This is a genomic window from Cupriavidus lacunae (genome assembly GCF_003353055.1).
Taxonomy (GTDB): Bacteria; Pseudomonadota; Gammaproteobacteria; order Burkholderiales; family Burkholderiaceae; genus Cupriavidus; species Cupriavidus lacunae.
This window is the reverse complement of record NZ_QKWJ01000113.1, coordinates 1-19880: the sequence shown is the minus strand read 5'-3', so window position 1 is coordinate 19880 and position 19880 is coordinate 1. Positions and strand designations below refer to the sequence as shown.

The following is a 19880-nucleotide window of genomic DNA, read 5'->3' as shown; positions in this document are numbered from 1 at the left end:
CCTGCAAATCAAGGAAAATATCGTCAAAAATAGATTATTTACATGGGAACAAATAAAACGATAGAAATGGCGCAAAGGCGCGCCACCTCTGGCTTGGCAGGGTTTCGGGCTCTCAAACTTCGGACTAAACACGCGGGGTCGTCTACCAGCAGGCCGACGCCCATATGGGCCGGCCACCTGCCACATCGCCAGCTGATACGGGTCACGGCTCTCTTCTTCCTGCCCGGGATGGCCCCTGAGCGGGAGGGCGGCGTGCGCCCTGGGCCAACGGCTTGCGTCCCCGGGAAGGAAGCGAAAGTCCCCAATGCCCTTTTTCGGGAGCCTGCGTACTGCAGGCTTCCGTTGCATGGCCGCGCGCCTGCAGTGCGCCGGCGTCTTAGAACGACAAATGAAACCACGAGGAGACGAGCAGGATGAAGAAGGCAATTCTAGGTGTTGCGGTGTCGTGCGGTGCCGCTTCCGGCGCAGTGCAGGCTGATTACCCCATTGTCGGCGATCGCGCTGATCCTTCCTGCCAGCTTCGAAGCGGTAGTGGGCACGACAGCGGTGCTGTACCGGCTCAGCGCCTGGATTTCCATCGCGCTTCTGGTCGTCTATGCGCTGTACCTGGTGTTCTCGCTGGTCACTCACCCTGCGCTGTTCCGCAGTGCATACGAAGCAGAGCCGGTTGCTCCGGAAGGCGTGGGACCAGCCCTCCTCATCCGTAGCACGGGCGATAGCGATACTGGCAGCAGCCACCGTAGGGACGGCGTGGATGAGCGAAATCATGGTGGGTGCGCTCGCCCCCATGATGCGCGACTACGCTCTCAGCGACATATTCGTCGGTGCCTTTGTGGTGGCGATCCTCGGAAATGCAGCCGAGCATGCATCGACCATTACCGCAGCCATGAAAAATCGCATGGACCTGTCGTTTTCCATTGCGGTCGGCTCGAGCGTCCAGGTGGCACTGTTTGTCGCGCCGGTGCTGGTACTCACGAGCCATTTTCTCGGTCCGGCCCCGATGGACCTGGCCTTTCGTCCCGCCCTGGTTCTGATGGTGGTCCTGTCCGTGCTGGTCACGGCGCAAATGGCGAGCGATGGGCACGCCGACTGGTTCAAGGGTGCGCAACTCCTGGTCGTCTATTTTGCCCTCGCCCTCACCTTCTTCTTCCTGCCGCGCTAGCGAAACAGCCTTTCCTGCTTCGCGAGATCCCCGCTGTGCCCTGCAAGCCTCGAGACCTGCCGTGGCCTGCTTCAGTCGAATCCGGCGTCAAAGGACGAGCCGGCCGTACGATCATCGCGATGCTTCAAAGAACTGCCGTCGGCGACCTTGGCATTTGGGCACGCCCGCTACCGCCGCTGCGGCGCAGCATGCCGCGCCGGATAGAGCTTCTGGAACTGTGCTGTCGTGATCCCCATTGCGCCCCTGTCGTCGATGATCGTCATCTCGCGCCACGCGCTCGGTGCGCCTTCGAGTCCGGGGAATTCCTTCAACTGCCAGATGCGACCCGTCTGCGTGTCGAGTAAGAAGGGGCCTGCGCGGACCTGGGGATGACTCACGATCTGATAGCGGCCAGGTCCAGCCGCCTGCGGCTTGTCATCGGCACGCTCGGGCGGCGGTATGGGAACCGCTTCACTGCCAGCGGCGACGGGGGTTTTACCGCTGGCCGGGGCTGGCGGCTGCTCGCGGTTGCCGCATGCCCCGACCAAAGCCATGGACAAGCACAGCGCATAGGGTGCAATGTAGTGCATGATTGGCTCCGTGACCTCGCCGATCGTGTTTAATGGAAAGCCACGTACCGCCGCCGTGCAGGAACCGCAAGGCGTTCAGACATGGCTGCATGCGGTAGCGCGCGCGCATGGCTCGACGCCTCGCAAACCGGACGTTCGATGCTGGACCTATGCCATCAGGAGCGCCTCGTATTCTTCCCGAAACTGATGGAGGGAACTGTCCACCACGGTCACGGCGCCATCGATCAGACCGCAGCGCCCGCTGCCGGGAAGGATGCGGCACAGGTTTTCCAACGCTTCCAGGTCCGCGCGCACGCCGCGGCCCGTATCAATCCGGTTGAGCAGGCGCATCAGTTGGAACGTTCCGCCCTTGCACGGCGGGCATTGACCGCACGAACCCTGGGCGAAGAAGCTGACGTACTCTGCCACCTTGCGGACGATGCCGGTCCCTTCCGAGACTACGATCATCGCACCGGTCCCGAGCCGCGAACGCCGTTGCTGTACGGAATCGAAATCCAGCGCCACGTCGAGATCACGCTTGGTCAGCAGCGTATTGGAGGGACCGCCCGTGAAGACCGCCTTGAACTCCTTGCCTTGGAGCATCCCGCCGCCATGCCGGAACACCACCGTCTCCAGGCTCGTGCCCATCGGCAGCTCATACAGGCCAGGCCGCAAGACATCTCCCGAGAGCGAATACAGCTTGGTTCCCGCGGCATGGCCGATGCCGAGGCTGCGGTACCATTGGGCACCGTTGCGCAAGATGCCTGGTACGTGGGCCAGCGTCTCGGTATTGTTGACGACGGTCGGTGCACCGTGCACGCCGTATTCGGCGGGAAAAGGCGGCTTGCGGCGCGGAAACGGGAACCCGCCCTCGACGCTCGCGATGACCGCGGTTTCCTCGCCGTCGATATACAAGCCTGAGCTGGGTAGTACGCGAAGCGATACCGGTCCGCCGACCAGCCCTGCCGGCTCGGCGAATTGCGGGTGTGCCTGCCATTTCTGCACCGCCTCGCGCGTCCTCGCCAGCGACAACGGCTGATGGGGATTGACGTACAGCACCACATGGTTGGCGCGGGTGGCAGCCGCGGCGATCAGCGCGCCCTCGATCACCTGGTGCGGCGTGTGCTCTAGCAGGAAGCGGTCCTTGAACGTCCCCGGCTCGTCTTCGTTACCATTGCAGATGATGTACTTGTCGCCGGCCGCCGCGGCAGCCACCGGTGCCCATTTGCGATGCGTCGCGAAGCCGGCGCCACCCATCCCGCGCAGGTCCGCCTGCTCGATCTCGGCAATGACCGCGGCCGGCTCGCGCAGTGCCCGGGCCAGCCCCTCTCCGCCGCCGCGTGCCAGCCAGGCATCCAGGTCGGCGCCGACCCGGATGTCCTCGTTGAGCAGAACCTGATTGGGCTGTTCCATCGCGCGCTCCGTGCCCCGCTCGTCGGACAGCAGCTCGACTGCGGGGCAGCGGTTCCACACCGCGATGCCGGGCTCCAGGTCCACCGCCTCGCGCAGCACGCGCATCATTTCCAGGCCGGTGTAGTCCCGATAGGAGAGAATGCGCGCGGCCGATGCTCCCCCTGGCTTCTTGCGCAGGAGATTGCCGCCGAGGGGCCGGTCTTCCTCCTGGTCGAACATCATGCCCTGCCGGATCAGCCAGCGGATCACGTCGGGTCCGTCCATCACCATCTGCGCGACCAGCTCGGGCTCGCCGCAGAAGTGCCCGGCGCGCAAGGTGTCCTCAAAGTGCAATTGGGGACTGTCGTCCTCGCCGATGGCCGCCTGGATCCCGCCTTCGGCCATCACGGTGTTGCTGTCACCGAGGCGCAGCTTGGTGGCGAGAATCACCTGCGCGCCTTGCCTGGCCGCGGTCAACGCTGCCGCGCAGCCACCACCGCCCCCGCCGATGATCAGCACATCGGTGGAGACGAGTTGCGCCCCGGCAATGTCGACGTCGTCGATCAGCGCATTGGCTTGCAGATATCGGGCGAGATCCGGCTGACAAGGCTCGCCGCGGTTGACGCCGACGGTCAGCGCGACGCGCGCATTGGGCCCGTGGTCGGGGTGATAGGCCTTGAGCAGCTCTTCGACGGAGATGTCATCGCCGCGCACCGCCGGCGCCACACCGGGACGGTAGCGCTTGCGTGCCTCTTCGTAGGGGATGCCAGCCGGCATGATGGTTCGTCCCGTCAGTGCGGCGGCTGCGCGCCGGGTGCGTCTAAGTCGATCTTCATCGCGCCGCTCTCGATCTGCTGCAGGCGCAGCATTAGATTGGCCGGCCGCAGCGTCTGCGCCGCGATCATCCGCCGCACGAACAGGCCGAGATGGTTGGGCCGGATATGCTCGGGGCAGGCCAGCGTGCACAGGTTGCACATGACGCATTCGTCGAAGACGTTGCCAGAGGCGGTCAGCTTGCCCTCCACCGCGAACTTCACGCCCTCCTGAACATCGAGTCCCTTCGGACAGGCCCGATCGCATCCACTGCAGTGACGGCAATGGGCGGCCTCGGGGAAGACTTCAGAGATTGTCCGCAAGGCGTCCCAGCTATCGCCGATCTCCTCGATGCGATAGACGTGCCGCTCCGACGCCGTGAAGTAATCCAGGAACGCGACCTGCATGCCATCTTCGACCAGCGTTTCGCAGGCGAGCGCCGTGTGCACATCCTGCTCGCCGCTGCGCCGCACCATGACGCGGCACGAACCGCATACGCCCCGGCCCATGCAGCCGACGCCTTCGACAAGCGTTTCCCCCGCGTGCAGGAAGGCCTGCAGGATGGAGCAGTTTGCCGGTGCTTCGACCGTGCGTCCTTCGATGCTCAAGCGTACCAGTCCCATCTCGTCGCCTCTATCGCCCGGCGTCGTCAGCGCCACACTAGCGTTTCCACAGAAAAGGTCATATAAACCTTAGCACAATGGAGGTCATTGCGAAGGGGGCGTCGCATGGAGGCTTACTGGAAACCGCTCGCCCCTAATCCTTATGATCGGCGTGCCGCTCATGCTTTGAAACGGAGCCCCGACCCATGCTGCACCACGCTTTCCGTCGCCAGGATCAGGCCGCAAGCGTCGATCCGCCTGCGTACCGGAACGCGACCCGATGCCGGGGATTCACCATTGACGCTAGATGGCGCGTTCCCATGCTCTCAGCGCGCTGGCAAATCACGACGCTCAGGGGCTGGGACATGATAAGACTGCCGAAATTCTTCCGCAGAGCAGCCACCGCGCTGGGCTACATCTGCCTGCTCGGCCTCGGTGCGACGCATGCCTTCGCGCGTCAGATTTTCGACACGCCTGACGCGGCCATGGCGGCCTTTGGCCAGGCGGTCCGGAATAACGACGAGACGGCCATGCGAGGCATGCTGGACACGAACTTCCGCGACATCATCCCCCCAGTCGGCGCCGACGTACGGAACAGCTTCAACAGTGCCTGGGCGCAATCGCATCGCGTGCAGCAATCAGACAAGCACGCCTTCATCGTCGTGGGCGACGACGGATCGAGCTCGCGGTGATCCAGACCATGCAGGCCATCTGCGATGCGCAGACCGAATACGCCCAGACGACCCACCCAGCGGCTTCGGCGCGCGCGGCGGTGGCTTTGGCGGCGGAAGAGGTGGCGGTGGACGACGTTAGGGAACCAATGCCCTTTTGGAGTGGTTCCATGCCAGTGATTACGAGAACGCGCAGGACGCGGACATCATCGTGATCACCGCCGGCGTCGGTGTGAAGCCGGGGCAGACTCTGCATGGGTGCCATCCACCATGGGATAGTGCAATCGCGCGAATTTGCCAGGCCATCGTCCACAACACCGACCTCATTCTCACAGTCGGCATCGTACATGCCGAAGTCGAAGGCGTGCCAGAGATATGTTTGTCGCTGCCGATGGTGGTCAATGCCGGCGGAGCGCAGCTACCGGCTTATCCAGAACCCCACCAACTCTTCTGGGAAGGATCGCAAGATGCTCACAAAACTGAAAGCGGCGTTCCGCTACTTCAATAGCGTGGTCCCGTTCCGACTGGGCCCCGCCCTGATCACGACGGTCGTGCTGATCACCCTGCTGCTGCTGCCTGTGCCAGAGGGGCTCACGCCCAAGGCTTGGGGCCTGGTTGCCATCTTTCTGACAACAATCATTGCAATCATCCTGAAGGTCATGCCGATCGGGGTTATGGCGATGATGGCCATCGTTGTCCTCTCGCTGTCGCAGGTGACCTCGACCTCGTCCAAGGGGGCGATCGCCGATGCGCTGACCGCCTTCGACAGTCCGCTAATCTGGTTGATCGTGGTGGCCATCCTGATCTCCCGCGGCGTGAAGAAGACCGGCTTGGGCACCCGTATCGGCCTGATGTTCATCTCCCTGATGGGGAAACGAACAATAGGCATCGGCTATGGTCTGGCCACCTGCGAACTGGTGCTGGCGCCCTTCACACCGAGCAATACCGCGCGCGGTGGCGGTATCGTGCATCCGATCATGAAGTCGATCGCCAACGCATTCGACTCGGACCCGGCCAAGGGCACGGAGGGCAAGGTCGGCACTTACCTGGCGTTGGTCAACTATCACGCCAACCCCATCTCCTCGGCAATGTTCGTGACCGCCACCGCCCCGAACCCGCTGGTGGTAGATTACATCGCCAAGGCGACCAATCAAAATCTCCATCTGAGCTGGACGAGCTGGGCGCTGTGCATGTTGCTGCCCGGCCTGCTATGCATGCTGGTGATGCCACTGGTGATCTATGTGTTGTCGCCGCCGGAGCTCAAGGCCACACCCAATGCGGTTGAGTATGCGCACACCGAAATGGCGAAGATGGGTCCAGTGTCGCCAAAGGAAAAAGTCATGATTTTCACCTTCGCGCTGCTGCTGCTTCTGTGGGCCAACATTCCGGCGATGGTGTTCGGTCCGTCGCTCACGCTGGACCCAACGGTGGTCGCCTTCGTCGGCCTGTTCGTGCTGATCATCACTGGCACCATCGACTGGGACGACGTGCTGTCCGAGAAGAGTGCCTGGGACACGCTGATATGGTTTGGTGCGCTGATCATGCTGGCCGAGCAACTGAACAAGCAAGGCGTGATCGCGTGGTTCTCGAAGGGCATGAGCGACGCGATCGCGGCCAGCGGCGTCGGCTGGGCCGGCACGGCCGCAATCCTGGTGGCGGTCTTCGTTTTCTCGCACTACCTGTTCGCCAGCACGACTGCGCACATCAGTGCGATGATGCTCGCCTTCCTGACGGTCGGCGTCCATCTGATACCGCCAGCGTATGTGGTGCCGTTCATGCTGCTGATGGCGGCCGGCTCGGCGATCATGATGACGCTGACTCACTATGCAACGGGCACCTCGCCGATCATCTTCGGCAGCGGCTTTGTCACGATGGGAACCTGGTGGCGCGTCGGATTTGTGATGTGCGTGGTGGAACTGCTGATCTTCGCCGTGGTCGGGGGCGTCTGGTGGAAGGTGCTTGGCTACTGGTGAACACGCAGCCGAACGACGCCCGATGAACCGCTCGCGATCACGCCAAGCCGACACTCCGGGCCGGTCATGTCTGGCGCCCGCTATTTCACCCAGGGAGAATGGTGGAAGCCGGCTTTGTGATGAGACTCATCTACATGTTCGTCTGGCTGGTCGTCGGCCCCCTTTGGTGGCAGTTCCTTGGGCACGCTTGACGGCTTGACACGGCACCGGGCAAAGGCAACGAGCCAGTCTCCTGATTGGCGAGCTGGCTTCGCCTCAGTCGGTCGAGATGCTCTCTTTGCGCTGGCTATCGCCTAGTCGTCGTGGACGGCATGGACATGGCCGATGTTGGCCGCATCCGCCAGCCTCGTGCGGCTGAATGGCACCGGACTTCGGACGTTCACACATTCTCTACAAACGGCCGGCATGGGTCGTTCTGAGACCGTCACCCCCCCAGATCGGCGGAACCGAAAGTAAGCGCCGCCGGGGAAGTACGGCCTTTTAATCCAGTTCCAGACGGGTGACCCGGCGTCGCTCGAGGGATGCGCCGCGGGTCGAAGCCGATCGGACGAATTCGCAATGTCGTCGTTACTACAGTAGGCCATCCTCAGAACCGGTGACGAATGCCCACCACCGCGCCGAACTGGTTCGCGCCTGGCTCCACGTTGAAGACGGCGCTCGAGCCCGATCCGCTGTTGAAGCCATTGACGCCCAGTTGCGACTTGTCCTTGTTGAGCGCATACGACACCGATGCATAGAGATCGGTGCGCTTGCTCAACGTATAGTCGCCCATCACGGAGAACAGCCACGGATCCGAGCCGGTCTGACGGAAATCCTGGTAGTGGGCCGCGCCGGTTACCGAGAATGCTGGCGTCAGTTGGTACGCGAGCGCGAGCCAGTAGAGATTCGATCCGGTATTCGCAGCTTGGGCACCCGGCAGCATGGCGCCTGGAACCTTACGGACATCCATGTCTCTCCGATGCATCGATGTAGGTCGCCAGCCATCTCGATATCAGGCCCGCCATCCTGGCCAATCGGAAAACGCAGGCGGGCGCACTATGCAATTTCCCATCCCGGAAGGATCCGACATGGAACACAGTGCCCGCGATGCAAAGGATGCCAACGACTTTGCATTACATGCCAAGTCGAATATGAACCCTCTCTGAAGCAAGTCGCTTTGCTGCATTGTGCGGAGCTACCACCACCCAGCACGCGGAAGTGACGCCAACGCCGTAGCGCCACGGGGGGCCTGGCCAGTCCGGATTGGCTAACCACCTGAGCATGTCGCTGGCATCTTGAGCGTCAGCGTCAGCTTGCTTCCCTTGGTGACGGATATGGTCTGTCCGTAGCTGACAGTCGGCATGAATTGAATGTCGGGTGCCACAGCTACCGGCGGATTCCTTGCGCCATCGATGGTCAGGTCGAGCTCCACATTGACCGAGTCAAAGGACCCCTTCCCTCTTGCCTCGGCGTCCTTCTTGAATGCGCACAGTCCGGCGGAGACTTGGTGCAAGGCGGTGGGGATATCAACTGGCTTGCCAGGCGGGATCGGTGCTGTATTGCACCCGGCAAGCATTAGCGCAGCAAATGCAAAAAGGAAGGAGAATTGGGTGCGCATTAGAAGTCCCCAAGGTCTAGTGGGTGAATCAGCCTGCATTAGCCTCAACGTCGCTTCTGTTCGCTTCCGAACTGACATCCGTCCTTACAGCGCAAGGGCTACCACGCGCAGCGTGGCATCGTCGGGACACGGTACGTCGGCAAATCCCAGCCGTCTGGCTAATCGCCGCAGCGCGGTATTCGATGACAGAACATAACCTTCCATACATCGATATCCGCGGCGGCGAGCAATGTCGATCAATGCGCTCAGCAGTCGGCTGGCAAGACCAAGCCCCTGCCAGTCGTCCACCACCGTCACGGCAAACTCACAGGTATCGCTGCCCGCCGCCGCAGCGTAGCTCGCGCCAACCCATGATAAAGGGGTTCCTGTCTGTCCAGGCAAGCGCCACCAAGGCGAACTCGCGCTCCGCGGCCGGGTGTATCGCCTGCGCAAGCATGGTTTCCGGCAGTTGCTGCATGGCAGCCATGAACCTGGCATAGCGCGCATCGGCGGAAAGCCTGCTGAATGCCGCCACCAGGCCGGCCTTGTCGCTTTCGGCAATCTCCCGAACCAGCACTTCCCGTCCATCGAGCAGGACTACGGTGAACGCAAAAAATGTTGTTGCGTCTGGCTTGATTTGCATGGCATCGGTGCCGTAGGAGAAGAGTTAGGTTGAGAGTCCCGCAGCGTTCATATTAGGTTCAAACGGAACTCGCCGTTTCCGCCCCAGCGCCTAGACTAAAATGCTGAGTGAGAACAGGCTCACGGGCCTGAAGATCTTCCTTTGCAACGATTCAAAACAACATCGTGACTTGAGGAGAGCGACATGGCCGTACGCAAATTGGCCGCAGTTGGCTTCGCGGTGCTGATGGAACTCACTTCATTGGGTGCGACTGCCCAGTCGCCACAGGGATCATCCCAACCGGCAGCGGCGCCGGGCGAGGTTCCGAAAGCTCCCCCGACTACGGCCCAGGCCAAGGCTCTGATTACCGAGCGATTCAAGGCGGCCGATTCCAATCATGACGGCAAGCTCACCCGTAACGAAGCTCAGGCAGGAATGCCGCAAGTCTACGCAAATTTCGACAAGATCGACGTAAAAAAACAGGGGTATGTCACCGAACGCCAGATCGGTTCGTATTGGATGAAGAAGACCAAGGATCAGATGCAGAAGGAAGATCCGATCTGGAACTGAAGGGGCTGCAGAAATTTGTTTGAAATGCTCATAGGATGATGGGGCGGGAGAAACGGAGTCGTACCTCTCGCCCCCTTGTAAGTGCCGGTGACACGCTGTATTGCGTGATCTCGCCACCCGTGCTGATCGGCATATTGGGCGTGATCGGGGCATTGGTCAAATAAATGACCGACCGATCCAAATAGTCCAGGCCATCTGGCGCGATGGGAGCGTCCTTGACCTCGATTTCGATCCGGGTGGTGGTGCTGCCTGCGGCGTTGCTGCCGGTGACCGTGTAGACCGAGGCATGGCTGACTCCGGTAGGCGTGCCGCTGATCGTGCAGTTCTGCGGATCGAGGCTCAGACCTGGAGGAAGTGGCGGAGACACCGCGCATTGTGAGATGGCTCCCCCGCTGTTGCTCACCGTCTCCGGGACGACTGGAACGCCTACAGCGTAGATCGGCGATTCGTCGCGCTCGACCAGACCGGCTGGAGGCGCCGGAGCATTGGTAGTACTGCTACCGCTGCCGCCATTGCTGCATCCTGTCAGGATGATTGCCAGGGCATGAGCAGAGTTGCCAGCCAGCGCAGTTTCGCCATTTCGGACTACGGCCGGTCGTTTGATGTGATTAGCATAGATCACGGAACCGCGGCGGAATTGGGGAAAATGAGTTTGAGCCCCCGGAACTCTGCTACGGTCGCCGACAGCCGGGGCGACCATGGCGCGGATCGGGTGCAACGGATGCGATTGCGGACGAAATCTTCCAACCGGCGCATGGTGAACAAGTCCGCCAATGAAGCCGGTCCAGATCACGTAACCCGGGATAAAAAAACGCTACACTAATCCGCACCTGCAGACTTTTTGACGAGGTGCTCGCCATGCCAGCTCCTGATGCTGGGCGCTTAGTTCGCCTCTTCTGCACCTTCCTTTGCATTCTTGTCTTGATCAGCGGCTGTGCAGGGTTAACTGGCCAAGAGCCGCTGCGGGTAACCGTGGCGGGCATTGATCCGCTGAAGGGCGAAGGGCTGGAGATGCGCTTCAATGTCAAATTGCGCATCCAGAACCCCAACGAATCTCCGATCGAATATCGCGGTGTGTCGCTGCAACTGGATCTGAATGGTCAATCCTTCGCCAGCGGTGTTAGTGACCAGAGCGGGATCGTGCCTCGATTCGGCGAAACGGTGATCGATGTGCCATTGACCGTGCCTGCATTTACCGCAGTGCGCCATGCTTTCGCCTTCGTGGGCGGAGCGCAAACGGGCAACATCCCATATGAGATCCATGGGCGATTGGCCGGCGGCATGGGTGGCGGTACGCGATTCGTCGACCAGGGCAAACTGTCGCTGCCGACGGACGGCATGATCGGCCGGTGAGCGAGCCGCTGCCAATTCTAATTCTTCTACACGGACGGCTGGATTATCCGCATCCTGTTCATGTGCCGGCAGTTACGTCGGGGCTGTCCTCCTGGATTTGCGCCAAATAGGGTAGTGGTAACCCATGTAGCGATGCTTGCCGTGCCGGGGCTGTGATGAAACCGAGGGCATAGACACGACAAAATCGCCATGTGAACCGCTTGCCTACGCGGTAATGAAGTCGGCAATGCGCCGAGCGTGTGTCAGCGGAGATCAGGTGGGGACCGCGGAGCGGCCAATGGACGGACTTGCCAAGATGACAGTAAGCGGAAAACGACACGTGGCGGGACTGATCCTCCTGATCCTAGCGTTGGTCGGCGCGTGCCCCGACCTGTTTGCTGAGGAAATCGGCATCGCGGTGCGTTTGCGCGACAAATACGCGAGCTTGACCGAACAGTTGAGTCACAATCCGTTTCGGCGTCAGTTATATCTGAAGTCATCAGAGTCCGAATCTACGCTTACGGCGGATATTTATGCTGCGGTTGACTATCCCTTGGCCAGTGTCAGCGGCACGCTCAACGATCTAGCACACGGCCCGGCTAACTGGTGCGACGTGCTTATTCAGAAAGGTCGAGAAACTTTCCACCACCTACCGCTTGCAATTCAACTACCGGGCAGTGGCGACGAGACCAGAGTACTTCCAGGTCAACCTCGACGCGGATACCGGTCCGATGAGCACCAGGGATTACCGCATCGTGCTGGAGGCCACTTCAATTTCCGCCAGCCGCACCTTGCTGCATACCTACTCATGCAAATTCGGCACGGCCGGGCGCATGGCGATGAACGCCTATCTCGCGACCCTGGGCCGTGACAAGGTCGGCTTCACCACCACGCTCGATCCATCGACTGAGAAAATCGAATACATCGGCGGCGTACGGGGGCTTATAGAGCGCAACACGATGCGTTACTACCTGGCCATCGATGCGTATCTCAACGCGCTGTCCATCCCACCCGACAAGCGCCTTGATCAGAGAGTGGCCAACTGGTTCGATGCGACTGAGCAGTATTCGCGCCAACTGCACGAAGTGGATCGAGATGCATACATGAATATGAAACACAGCGAATATCAAAGGCAGCAAAGCAGGCAATGATGAGAAATCCGATCGCATGGCCCCTCGCGAAAGGGAGTATGCACTTTGTCATGGGCGCACCGATGAGCAATGCAAGCCGCTCGGCCGGGAGGGCCATCCAACACGCTGCTGACAGGGCGTGGTCTCAATGTAGTGATGGACTTGGAGTCAGTGCGGTAATGGTGTCGGAAGCACCATCATCGTCCGCAAGATCGCCGAATAGCCCAGGGTTCATGGCGGCCCGGTTGCATTCGGGGAGTCCCTGCCCTATGGTCATATGGCGAATCCGGCGGAATGTGACCTACCGTTGACGCCGGCTTGTCATGGCGAGACGAGTGAGACCGTTCACGGAACGGTACAGGTTGCCGTTCGACTGCGACAGACCCGATGTATCGCCATCGTCTACACAACGCATTGCCTGGAGGAGCGGGCAGGCATCCATGGGTCAGGCGACTGACGCGGGCTGTCTGTGCCAGCGTGTCGATCGGATTGGTACTCGGCTCCGGGGGAAGAGCGGAGGCGTGAAGCATGGGAAAGGCGCGACAAGACGTTCTGCTCGACACGGAGTATGGCAAGGACCGGCTTGCGAAGCATGGCTGGAGCCGTCTGGGCGCCACTATCGTCCTTACGATCGCAGCCGGTTCGGCGCACACAGCATCGCCGGATGCAAATAGGTGGAGATTCGCGGTTGGGCCATACCTCTGGTTACCCAACGTGAGCGGAGACCTGGGCTTCTCCGGATCGTCATCGACCGGAGGGGGCAGACTCGACGTGGGAATGAGGCCGGACAGCTATCTCCAGAACTTGCAGTTCCTGCTCATGTTGCAGGCCGAGGCCAGCAAGGGGAACTGGACGATCCTGGCCGACGCAGCCTATCTGGATTTCGGTCACGAACAAACCACCGTCAATACCGTCGGCGCGGGGAATGGTGCCACGGTTGTCATACCGCGCGACGTGGCAACCGAAGCAGGCAGCAGCCTGAGCGGCGGCCTGTTCGGACTTGCCGTGGCCTATACGGCGCTGCATGTGCCTTGGGGCACGATCGAACCACTCGGCGGGCTTCGGTATCTGAACCTGAGTGCGAACCCGAACTGGACACTGTCTGCCACGTTCACGGGACAAGGCGCCACGCTGGCGAGAGAAGGGAGCCTGACGCAGACGGCGAATATCGTCGACGGAATCGTCGGTGTTCGGGGGCGCATCCGTCTTGGCGACTCTGGCAGATGGTACATGCCCTACTACTTCGACTTCGGTACCGGCTCCTCCAGATATACGGTGCAAGCATCCGGAGGGGCGGCGTATGCAGCAAAGTGGGGAGATCCTATCGCTGGGTGTCAGCTTCTAGAGTGCCTTGCTTGGAATATCCCTTCCTCACAATCGCTCTTTCGCGCAAGCAGCCCGAACTGGCGCGTCTGTTGTCCGCTGGCAAGCTGGGCGATCGACACGCCGGCGGCGAGCTTCCCCAGCGCCTCGGCCAACTACCATTCGGTGAGCGCGGCCGGCCGTTACAGGGCTTTGCCTCCCTGCTTGGCGACCGCGAGCCCGGCCCGCGTTGGCGCCCCCTCAAATCCCCGGGCGATTCAGTAAGCCAGGTCTCTTCGAATAAGGCGCGTGCCTGACTTCTCCGTGATGCACCACCGCCTTCGCACGATGGTGAGGCATCCGTTTTGCCGGGTAGGCGGCCTGCAGCATGGCGCCGGTCACCTCCTTACCTTCCAGCCAATTTCGAATCGAAATCAGATCGGCTGAGCGTTTCCGGTTAGACGACGCTCCCATCAGTACGATGATCACCGGACCGCTTCCCAAGCTGGCCTTAAGCACAATGCAGTGGCCCGCTTCGTTGATGAAGCCCGTTTTTGACAGCTGGATACCCCATCCTGGCTCGCGCAGCATAAGCATGGTATTGCGATAGCGCAGCGACCGCCGAGCCACTTCGACGCGGTAGTTTGAAAGCGTGGTGAACTCGCGAATCAGCGTGTAGCGCGAGGCGGCGTCTGCCATTCTCAGAAGGTCGCGCGCGCTAGACACATTGTGTGGCGACAGTCCCGTCGGATCCTGAAAGCGCGTCTGCTGCATGCCAAGCGCGCTGGCTTTCTCGTTCATTTTCGCGACGAACGCAGGCTTTCCGCCGGCGATGGCGCGCGACAGTGCAGAGGCCGATCGGTTCTCCGACGCCATTAGGGCCAAGCGCAGCATCTCACCCCGCGCGAGCGTGGCACCGACCGGAAGGCGGGAGGGCGAATGCTTGACCAAGTCGACGTCAGCGGGCTCGATGGTCAGTGGTTCGTCCAGCGCCGGATGTTGGTCCAGCAGGACCATCGCAGTCATCAGCTTTGTCAGCGAGGCAACAGGCGCAACTACGTCCGCCTGCTTCTCCAGCAGGACCCGGCCTTGCTCCATGTTGTAGACAATGACGCTGCGCGAGTACAGGTAAGGCATGGCCGCGCCGACGCTCAGCGGCGCCAAGACCAGGAGCAGCCAAACGGCGAGTCTCTTCATTTCGGCTTGACAAGGGAAAGGCAAGCGGTACCAAGACCTATGGTGCAAAAGTAAGCGCGCGCGCTTACCAAATTGCACATGCGGCGCCTTGGAAACCGCTCCCCCCATCGTCAGATGGATTCGCACAATCCTCGCCACGCCACCTACCGGTTTTTGGCGCCGCGAATCCGCTAGCGTTCGCACCGCAGTTCAATTATTGCAGGCCGCTCTGCAAGCTGCCAGCTCTTTGCCAGCATTTGGGGTAACTGACGGGACTTGAACCCACGGCGGCAGAAATCACTATCCTGACGCCTATTCGACCCGGTAAAACTCCACNGTACCGTCGACAAGAACGGCGACGGCACGGAGCAGACGGACTCGGTGGACAAGGACGGCAAGATCACGAACGGCGAGCCTAAGACCGTCAAGGGCGGCAAGATCGTGGCCGGCCCAACCGCCGGGAATGCCGATGGCTCGGAAGGCTCGGATCACTCCGGCGACGGCGATGCCAACGACAACGCTGATGGCAATGTGGCGGACAACGCCAACGACTCCGCCCCCCCGATGACGACGACCATCCCGACCCAGATGCGGATGCCCAGACCGGCCTGCCAGCGGGCGACGGGGACGACGGTGACCAGGAGGGCAATCCGGACGGCCGCCTGGCGGGGATGGACCGGGACACGCTGCTCGCCCTGGTCGGACGTGCGTGGCGCGGCGAGGAAGGGATCGACAGCGTGGGCGATACGAATGGCTGGCTCGCTGCACTCAGGGCCGTCGTGGCGGCAGGCGGCACGGTCGGAAGTACGGGAGAGGAGCTGGACAGTCTGGGCGCGCCGATCCCCGGATTCGACTTTTCCGGCGGCGGGGGTGGCCACCAGGACGAAGACCTCGACAGTCTTGGCCGCCCGGTGATCGACCTCGACATCGTGTCCCGGCCACGTCCGGGTCCGGACGGCATGACGCGGCTGGGGCGCTGCTTGACCTCTGCGCGCAACTCGCCGCGGTCTCCGCCACCGTGGCGGCGTCCGTGAACCTGCTCAGGCAGGCCTGAGAGGGCCGCGCGGTATGCCGCGTGGCTGCTTCAATGACCGGCAAGGAACTGATACCGTGAGTTGAGCGCTGACCGACTGGACTCATTGCCTTTCCAGACGTTCACAAGCGTAAGCATGACGGACTGTAACGGGTCGGGTACGGCTAACCGACCTGCCCCCGTCAAGCGCCGTACGGACCACCAGCTTCACGGCCGAGTAGCGGGGCCTAGCAGCACGCAGACGCTGCTCCCCAATATGAGCCGCAATCGAACGCTGCGGGTGAGAAGACCGCCGGCATCCAGGTCAATTGCAGCCGCGAACTTCGGCGTGTCGGTGCCACTACCGGGCAGCAGGCGGCTGGCCTCACCCGGCGCCGAACGAAGCCCTGATTCCCTGACCGGTTCGATGCACACGGGTCGCTCGATTCGCTGCAATGCAGCAATTACCTCGGCAACGTCGTGGTGTCACCGGTAGCCTCTGCCGACAATCGGAGCGGCTACGTATTTGCGATGAGCCGGAACTTCGATCCGAAGGCGGAGCCGAGGCCGTCAACGGGGAGGCCGTGCGCGGCTTGCGTCGCCGACCCGCATTTAGTGTCGCGTGCGCAAATGGAATTTCCCGGCGCAACGGAGGACTAGAATCCAAATGTTCTTCCTCCTCAGTTCCCAACTAATTCCTGCCGCACCGAAGGCCTATATTACTTCCAGATGAATGATTCCCCCCTTGTCACCGCTTGCCGCGGCGACAAGCTTCGTGTGCCTTCAATGGAGGTCGGTATGAGTTATCACCTGGAGGGTCGCCTTCTCGAGGTTTGCAACTGCAAGGTCCTGTGCCCGTGCTGGATTGGCGAGGATCCCGACAACGGCACCTGCGACACCATCGTCGCGTGGCACATGGACAAGGGGACGATCGACGGCGTCGACGTGAGCGGCAATACCATTGCGGCCGTCGCGCATGTGCCCGGGAATATCCTGGAAGGCAACTGGACCGCCGCGATCTACGTCGACGACAAGGCTTCCAAGGAGCAGGAAGAGGCACTTCTCAAAGTCTATACGGGCAAGGCCGGCGGCCCGATCGCGGATCTCGTCAAGCTGATCGGCCAGGTTGTTTCGGTCGAGCGGGCGCCGATCCGCTTCACAGTGGTCCAGGGCAAAGGTGAGCTCGAGATCGGCAAGGACTACTACGCCGAACTCGCCCCCTATTTAGGTGCGACCGGTGGTCAAACCACGCTCTCCGACACCATTTTCTCGACAGTGCCAGGAGCCCCGGTGTTTGTCGGCAAGGCCCCGACCTATCGGTCGCGCAATGCCGCCCTCGGCATCGACCTCGACATCAAAAACCATAACGCGCTGCAGAGCACCTTCGTATTCGACGCATGAGCCGGACGGCAGACCTGGTGTCGCGCGGCGCCTCGCGCCACTATCAGGTGTTTTTTCCGCTATTGGCCGCGCTGATTGCCTGCGCGTGGGTAGCGCTCTGGGCGTGGGCGCGCAGCCCCTACGGGCGCTATCTCGAGCACAGCGACTGGACGGCTTCCGGGCCGGCGGCGTTACTTTGCCGAGCCGTTCCCGCCGGCGACGTCGTCGTGCCGCTGGTGCTCTACGCCGCCGCGTGGATACTCATGACGGCGGCCATGATGTTGCCGACCACATTGCCGCTGGTCATCGCCTTCGACCGCCTGACGGAACAGCGCCCCGACCACGGGCGCCTAGTCACCCTGCTTCTGCTCGGCTACATGACGGCGTGGGGAGCTTTCGGGTTGCTGGCCCACGCACTTCACAGCGCGGTGCTGTCCTTGCTCGCCGGCGTCCCCGCTCTGGCCTGGCATGGCTGGCTGATCGGCGTGGGGATCATTGCATTGGCCGGCGCGTTCCAGTTCAGCAGGCTCAAGTATCAGTGCCTGGAAAAGTGTCGCACGCCGTTGAGTTTCATCATAGCGCGCTGGCGTGGCCAGGCGCACGGGTGGCACGCCTTCGCGCTTGGCACGCAGCACGGACTATTCTGCGTCGGGTGTTGCTGGGCGCTGATGCTGCTGATGTTTGGGCTTGGCACCGGCAGCCTCGGCTGGATGCTCTTGCTGGCGGCGGCGATGGCGATTGAAAAGAACGTTCGCTGGGGTCGGCACCTGGGCAGGCCGCTTGGCGTCGCACTTCTCTCGTGGGCAGTCGTCCTGGTCGCGACCCATGCCTGAACCGCGCGCTGGTTTGTTCCCCCTTCGGACAATCATGCTCGCCGCGGTGGCAATGATCGCCTTCGCGGGCAATTCGCTGTTGTGCCGGCTCGCCCTGCTGCAAGGAGGCATCGGATCCGGCCAGTTTCGCCAGCGTCAGGCTGGTGTCGGGGGCTATCACACTCGCCGTTATCGTGCGCCTCAGAGCGGAACGGTACGCGTCCGGTCATGCCGACTCGCGCGCAGCGGCCATTCTGGGAGCCCCTCCAGACTGCGCTACGGTCGGGGTCATCCGGCTGCCTTCGCGCAGTGGATCGCACGCTACGCACCTCTGAACGGGTCGTGTATGCAAGCGACCGTTCGCCGGACCGGAAGCGGAACTGGCCTACCTTTCACGCTACACCCACCGCGTGGCGATCTTCAACCAACGCCTGCTCGCCCTGGACGAGCGTGGCCAGGGCGGTAATTTGCCCACGGTGTGATGGAATCGCTTTGAATTGCACCTAATCTTTAGTAAGCGAGCAAGGCCAGTCGCCGGCGCCAGCGTCGGGTTCTTTTCACCGCGTTTGCGTCGGGTATGCGCTTGTGAGTGCGGGAGTGCCGCTCATTCGGGGCGTGTCCACATGTGCTCCCAACAACAAGGAGACGCTACATGGCTAAGGCGGACAACAAGAAGCGCACCCAAAACGATGGCCAACCGACTTCCGCATCGATCGACCTCACCGCAGACGAGCGCGCTGCCAAGGGCCGGGCTCTGCGCGATGACGTGCCACGCTCTTCTCAATCCGGATGGAGGCCCGCGGACAATCGCCGAGATCCGGTGGCACTGCTGGAGGAATCGAACGCGCGCCGACTACTGGAACTGGTACCCATTCGCTTTGGCCGCATGTCGGCCTCGCCTTTTGCCTTCTATCGGGGCGCGGCCGCAATCATGGCGGCCGACCTGGCAACCGCCCCCACCAGCGGCATCCGCGTACAGAGCTGCGGCGATGCGCACCTGATGAACTTCGGCGGATTCGCCACGCCTGAGCGTAATATCATCTTCGATATCAACGACCTTGATGAAACCCTTCCGGCTCCCTTCGAGTGGGACCTGAAGCGACTCACCTCCAGCATTGTGATCGCGGCCGACCATTTGGCGCTACCCAGGAGCGATGCGGCACGCGTGGCGACTGACTCCGTGCGCGAGTACCGGGAGCGGATGTATAACTACGCGGGGATGCGCGCGCTCGATGTCTGGTACGACCGGATCGACCTGCAAAAGTACGAGGACCGTTCCGGCGATCCCAAAGTCGTCGAGGCGGCGCGCAAGCGGCTGGGCGAACGCATCGCGGCGGAACGGCCCAAGTCGACGCCCGACCATCTCTATCCGAAATTCGTCGCAGAGGAAGGCTTGCATCCGAGGATCAAAGACGAGCCGCCGCTGATCTTCCATCCGTCTGAAGAGCAGGCGCCCGGTCTGTCATCGGGCTACGAGGAGGCGATCGCACGGTACCGCGAGAGCCTGGCCGACCACACCCGGTGCTGTTCGACCGCTTCCATTTTTTCGATATGGCCATCAAGGTTGTCGGCGTCGGCAGTGTCGGCACGATGTGCGCCGTGTCACTGTTCATGGCAGCGGACAACGACCCGTTGTTCCTGCAGGTGAAGGAGGCCCGGGCGTCGGTGCTAGAGCCTTATGCTGGTCGGACCTGAAAAATTTAGTCTGAGGGCTCAGCGTGGCCGGAGAGTGAAGATTCTGGTCGCCCCTATCAGTTGACTGCGGCGTGCGGGCAAGGTCGATTGGCTGCATCCCTGGCGGATTGAG

Annotated in this window: 17 protein-coding genes and 5 pseudogenes; 12 read left to right on the top strand and 10 right to left on the bottom strand. The window is 61.9% G+C overall.

Annotation, left to right across the window (positions count from 1 at the left end; translation table 11 throughout):
* Positions 1-754: 754 nt before the first annotated feature.
* Positions 755-1162 carry a calcium:cation antiporter gene (locus tag DN412_RS45170; RefSeq protein ID WP_244223034.1) on the top strand — a complete coding sequence of 136 codons (408 nt, stop codon included), beginning with the start codon at positions 755-757 and terminating at the stop codon, positions 1160-1162.
* A 167-nt stretch (positions 1163-1329) separates the two neighbouring features.
* On the opposite strand, the gene DN412_RS38815 is transcribed toward DN412_RS45170, so the two are convergent.
* From DN412_RS38815 to DN412_RS38805, 3 genes are all read right to left on the bottom strand, one after another.
* Positions 1330-1731: a hypothetical protein gene (locus DN412_RS38815; RefSeq protein WP_115216386.1), complete on the bottom strand. Its 402-nt coding sequence runs from the start codon at positions 1729-1731 to the stop codon at positions 1330-1332.
* Positions 1732-1878: 147 nt separating this feature from the next.
* Positions 1879-3879: an FAD-binding protein gene (locus DN412_RS38810; protein ID WP_115216385.1), complete on the bottom strand. Its 2001-nt coding sequence runs from the start codon at positions 3877-3879 to the stop codon at positions 1879-1881.
* 14 nt (positions 3880-3893) lie between these two features.
* Entirely contained in the window at positions 3894-4532 is a 639-nt protein-coding gene (locus DN412_RS38805) for a 2Fe-2S iron-sulfur cluster-binding protein (protein WP_167471185.1), read from the bottom strand.
* Positions 4533-4723: 191 nt separating this feature from the next.
* Here DN412_RS38805 and DN412_RS38800 point away from each other — a divergent pair.
* The 3 genes and pseudogenes from DN412_RS38800 to DN412_RS38790 all read left to right on the top strand — a co-directional run bounded on the left by DN412_RS38800 (position 4724) and on the right by DN412_RS38790 (position 7161).
* Positions 4724-5403, top strand: a pseudogene (locus tag DN412_RS38800) (DUF2950 family protein).
* A complete protein-coding gene (locus tag DN412_RS45165) occupies positions 5346-5696 on the top strand; it encodes a hypothetical protein (RefSeq protein ID WP_244223032.1) in 351 nt (116 codons plus the stop codon). Before DN412_RS38800 ends, DN412_RS45165 begins: the two are co-directional and overlap by 58 nt.
* Positions 5656-7161: a DASS family sodium-coupled anion symporter gene (locus DN412_RS38790; protein ID WP_115216383.1), complete on the top strand. Its 1506-nt coding sequence runs from the start codon at positions 5656-5658 to the stop codon at positions 7159-7161. The genes DN412_RS45165 and DN412_RS38790 overlap by 41 nt, the downstream gene beginning before the upstream one ends.
* 586 nt (positions 7162-7747) lie before the next feature.
* Here DN412_RS38790 and DN412_RS38785 read toward each other — a convergent pair.
* The 4 genes and pseudogenes from DN412_RS38785 to DN412_RS45155 form a co-directional block, all read right to left on the bottom strand.
* Positions 7748-8089, bottom strand: a pseudogene (locus DN412_RS38785) (porin); the annotation flags it as partial.
* 318 nt (positions 8090-8407) lie between these two features.
* Positions 8408-8758: a hypothetical protein gene (locus tag DN412_RS38780; protein ID WP_244223031.1), complete on the bottom strand. Its 351-nt coding sequence runs from the start codon at positions 8756-8758 to the stop codon at positions 8408-8410.
* An 84-nt stretch (positions 8759-8842) separates the two neighbouring features.
* Complete coding sequence (locus tag DN412_RS45160; RefSeq protein ID WP_341868104.1) at positions 8843-9139, bottom strand: GNAT family N-acetyltransferase; 297 nt, start codon at positions 9137-9139, stop codon at positions 8843-8845.
* A complete protein-coding gene (locus tag DN412_RS45155; protein WP_244223029.1) occupies positions 9063-9380 on the bottom strand; it encodes a hypothetical protein in 318 nt (105 codons plus the stop codon). The genes DN412_RS45160 and DN412_RS45155 overlap by 77 nt, the downstream gene beginning before the upstream one ends.
* 183 nt (positions 9381-9563) lie before the next feature.
* Here DN412_RS45155 and DN412_RS38770 point away from each other — a divergent pair, with 183 nt between their 5' ends.
* Positions 9564-9929, top strand: coding sequence for a CREC-EF hand family protein (locus DN412_RS38770; protein ID WP_115216382.1), 366 nt, complete (start codon positions 9564-9566; stop codon positions 9927-9929).
* A gap of 28 nt (positions 9930-9957) precedes the next feature.
* On the opposite strand, the gene DN412_RS38765 is transcribed toward DN412_RS38770, so the two are convergent.
* Positions 9958-10551, bottom strand: coding sequence for an Ig domain-containing protein (locus DN412_RS38765; protein WP_244223028.1), 594 nt, complete (start codon positions 10549-10551; stop codon positions 9958-9960).
* Positions 10552-10787: 236 nt separating this feature from the next.
* Here DN412_RS38765 and DN412_RS38760 point away from each other — a divergent pair, with 236 nt between their 5' ends.
* The 3 genes and pseudogenes from DN412_RS38760 to DN412_RS38750 all read left to right on the top strand — a co-directional run bounded on the left by DN412_RS38760 (position 10788) and on the right by DN412_RS38750 (position 13978).
* Positions 10788-11282, top strand: a complete 495-nt coding sequence (locus DN412_RS38760; protein WP_115216381.1) for an LEA/WHy family protein — start codon at positions 10788-10790, stop codon at positions 11280-11282.
* A gap of 295 nt (positions 11283-11577) precedes the next feature.
* Positions 11578-12412, top strand: a pseudogene (locus DN412_RS38755) (hypothetical protein).
* A 693-nt stretch (positions 12413-13105) separates the two neighbouring features.
* The gene (locus DN412_RS38750; RefSeq protein WP_208647747.1) at positions 13106-13978 is read left to right on the top strand and encodes a hypothetical protein; all 873 of its coding nucleotides are present in this window, start codon (positions 13106-13108) and stop codon (positions 13976-13978) included.
* Here the strand turns inward: DN412_RS38750 and DN412_RS38745 are convergent.
* Both DN412_RS38745 and DN412_RS43210 read right to left on the bottom strand, forming a co-directional pair.
* Positions 13955-14890, bottom strand: coding sequence for a serine hydrolase (locus DN412_RS38745; RefSeq protein WP_161564111.1), 936 nt, complete (start codon positions 14888-14890; stop codon positions 13955-13957). The two genes, DN412_RS38750 and DN412_RS38745, sit on opposite strands and share 24 nt — an antisense overlap.
* Positions 14891-15357: 467 nt before the next feature.
* The gene (locus DN412_RS43210; RefSeq protein ID WP_133303153.1) at positions 15358-15747 is read right to left on the bottom strand and encodes a hypothetical protein; all 390 of its coding nucleotides are present in this window, start codon (positions 15745-15747) and stop codon (positions 15358-15360) included.
* A gap of 932 nt (positions 15748-16679) precedes the next feature.
* On the opposite strand from DN412_RS43210, the gene DN412_RS38735 reads away from it, so the two are divergent.
* From DN412_RS38735 to DN412_RS38715, 4 genes and pseudogenes are all read left to right on the top strand, one after another.
* Positions 16680-17282 (top strand): DUF1326 domain-containing protein, encoded by a 603-nt coding sequence (locus tag DN412_RS38735; protein ID WP_114132041.1) that lies wholly within the window; start codon positions 16680-16682, stop codon positions 17280-17282.
* Positions 17279-18094 (top strand): DUF2182 domain-containing protein, encoded by an 816-nt coding sequence (locus DN412_RS38730; protein WP_115216378.1) that lies wholly within the window; start codon positions 17279-17281, stop codon positions 18092-18094. Before DN412_RS38735 ends, DN412_RS38730 begins: the two co-directional genes overlap by 4 nt.
* 300 nt (positions 18095-18394) lie before the next feature.
* Positions 18395-18528 (top strand): annotated as a pseudogene (locus DN412_RS38720) (transposase); the annotation flags it as partial.
* A 197-nt stretch (positions 18529-18725) separates the two neighbouring features.
* Positions 18726-19765 (top strand): annotated as a pseudogene (locus DN412_RS38715) (DUF2252 domain-containing protein); the annotation flags it as partial.
* Between the last annotated feature and the right edge of the window lie 115 nt (positions 19766-19880).

What these genes read in the sequence shown, in the direction of transcription:
- DN412_RS45170 (WP_244223034.1), top strand. Translation starts at nt 755, where the DNA reads ATGAGCGAAATCATGGTGGGTGCGCTCGCCCCCATGATGCGCGACTAC.
- DN412_RS38815 (WP_115216386.1), bottom strand. Translation starts at nt 1,731, where the DNA reads ATGCACTACATTGCACCCTATGCGCTGTGCTTGTCCATGGCTTTGGTC.
- DN412_RS38810 (WP_115216385.1), bottom strand. Translation starts at nt 3,879, where the DNA reads ATGCCGGCTGGCATCCCCTACGAAGAGGCACGCAAGCGCTACCGTCCC.
- DN412_RS38790 (WP_115216383.1), top strand. Translation starts at nt 5,656, where the DNA reads ATGCTCACAAAACTGAAAGCGGCGTTCCGCTACTTCAATAGCGTGGTC.
- DN412_RS38780 (WP_244223031.1), bottom strand. Translation starts at nt 8,758, where the DNA reads ATGCGCACCCAATTCTCCTTCCTTTTTGCATTTGCTGCGCTAATGCTT.
- DN412_RS45155 (WP_244223029.1), bottom strand. Translation starts at nt 9,380, where the DNA reads ATGCAAATCAAGCCAGACGCAACAACATTTTTTGCGTTCACCGTAGTC.
- DN412_RS38770 (WP_115216382.1), top strand. Translation starts at nt 9,564, where the DNA reads ATGGCCGTACGCAAATTGGCCGCAGTTGGCTTCGCGGTGCTGATGGAA.
- DN412_RS38760 (WP_115216381.1), top strand. Translation starts at nt 10,788, where the DNA reads ATGCCAGCTCCTGATGCTGGGCGCTTAGTTCGCCTCTTCTGCACCTTC.
- DN412_RS38745 (WP_161564111.1), bottom strand. Translation starts at nt 14,890, where the DNA reads ATGAAGAGACTCGCCGTTTGGCTGCTCCTGGTCTTGGCGCCGCTGAGC.
- DN412_RS38735 (WP_114132041.1), top strand. Translation starts at nt 16,680, where the DNA reads ATGAGTTATCACCTGGAGGGTCGCCTTCTCGAGGTTTGCAACTGCAAG.
- DN412_RS38730 (WP_115216378.1), top strand. Translation starts at nt 17,279, where the DNA reads ATGAGCCGGACGGCAGACCTGGTGTCGCGCGGCGCCTCGCGCCACTAT.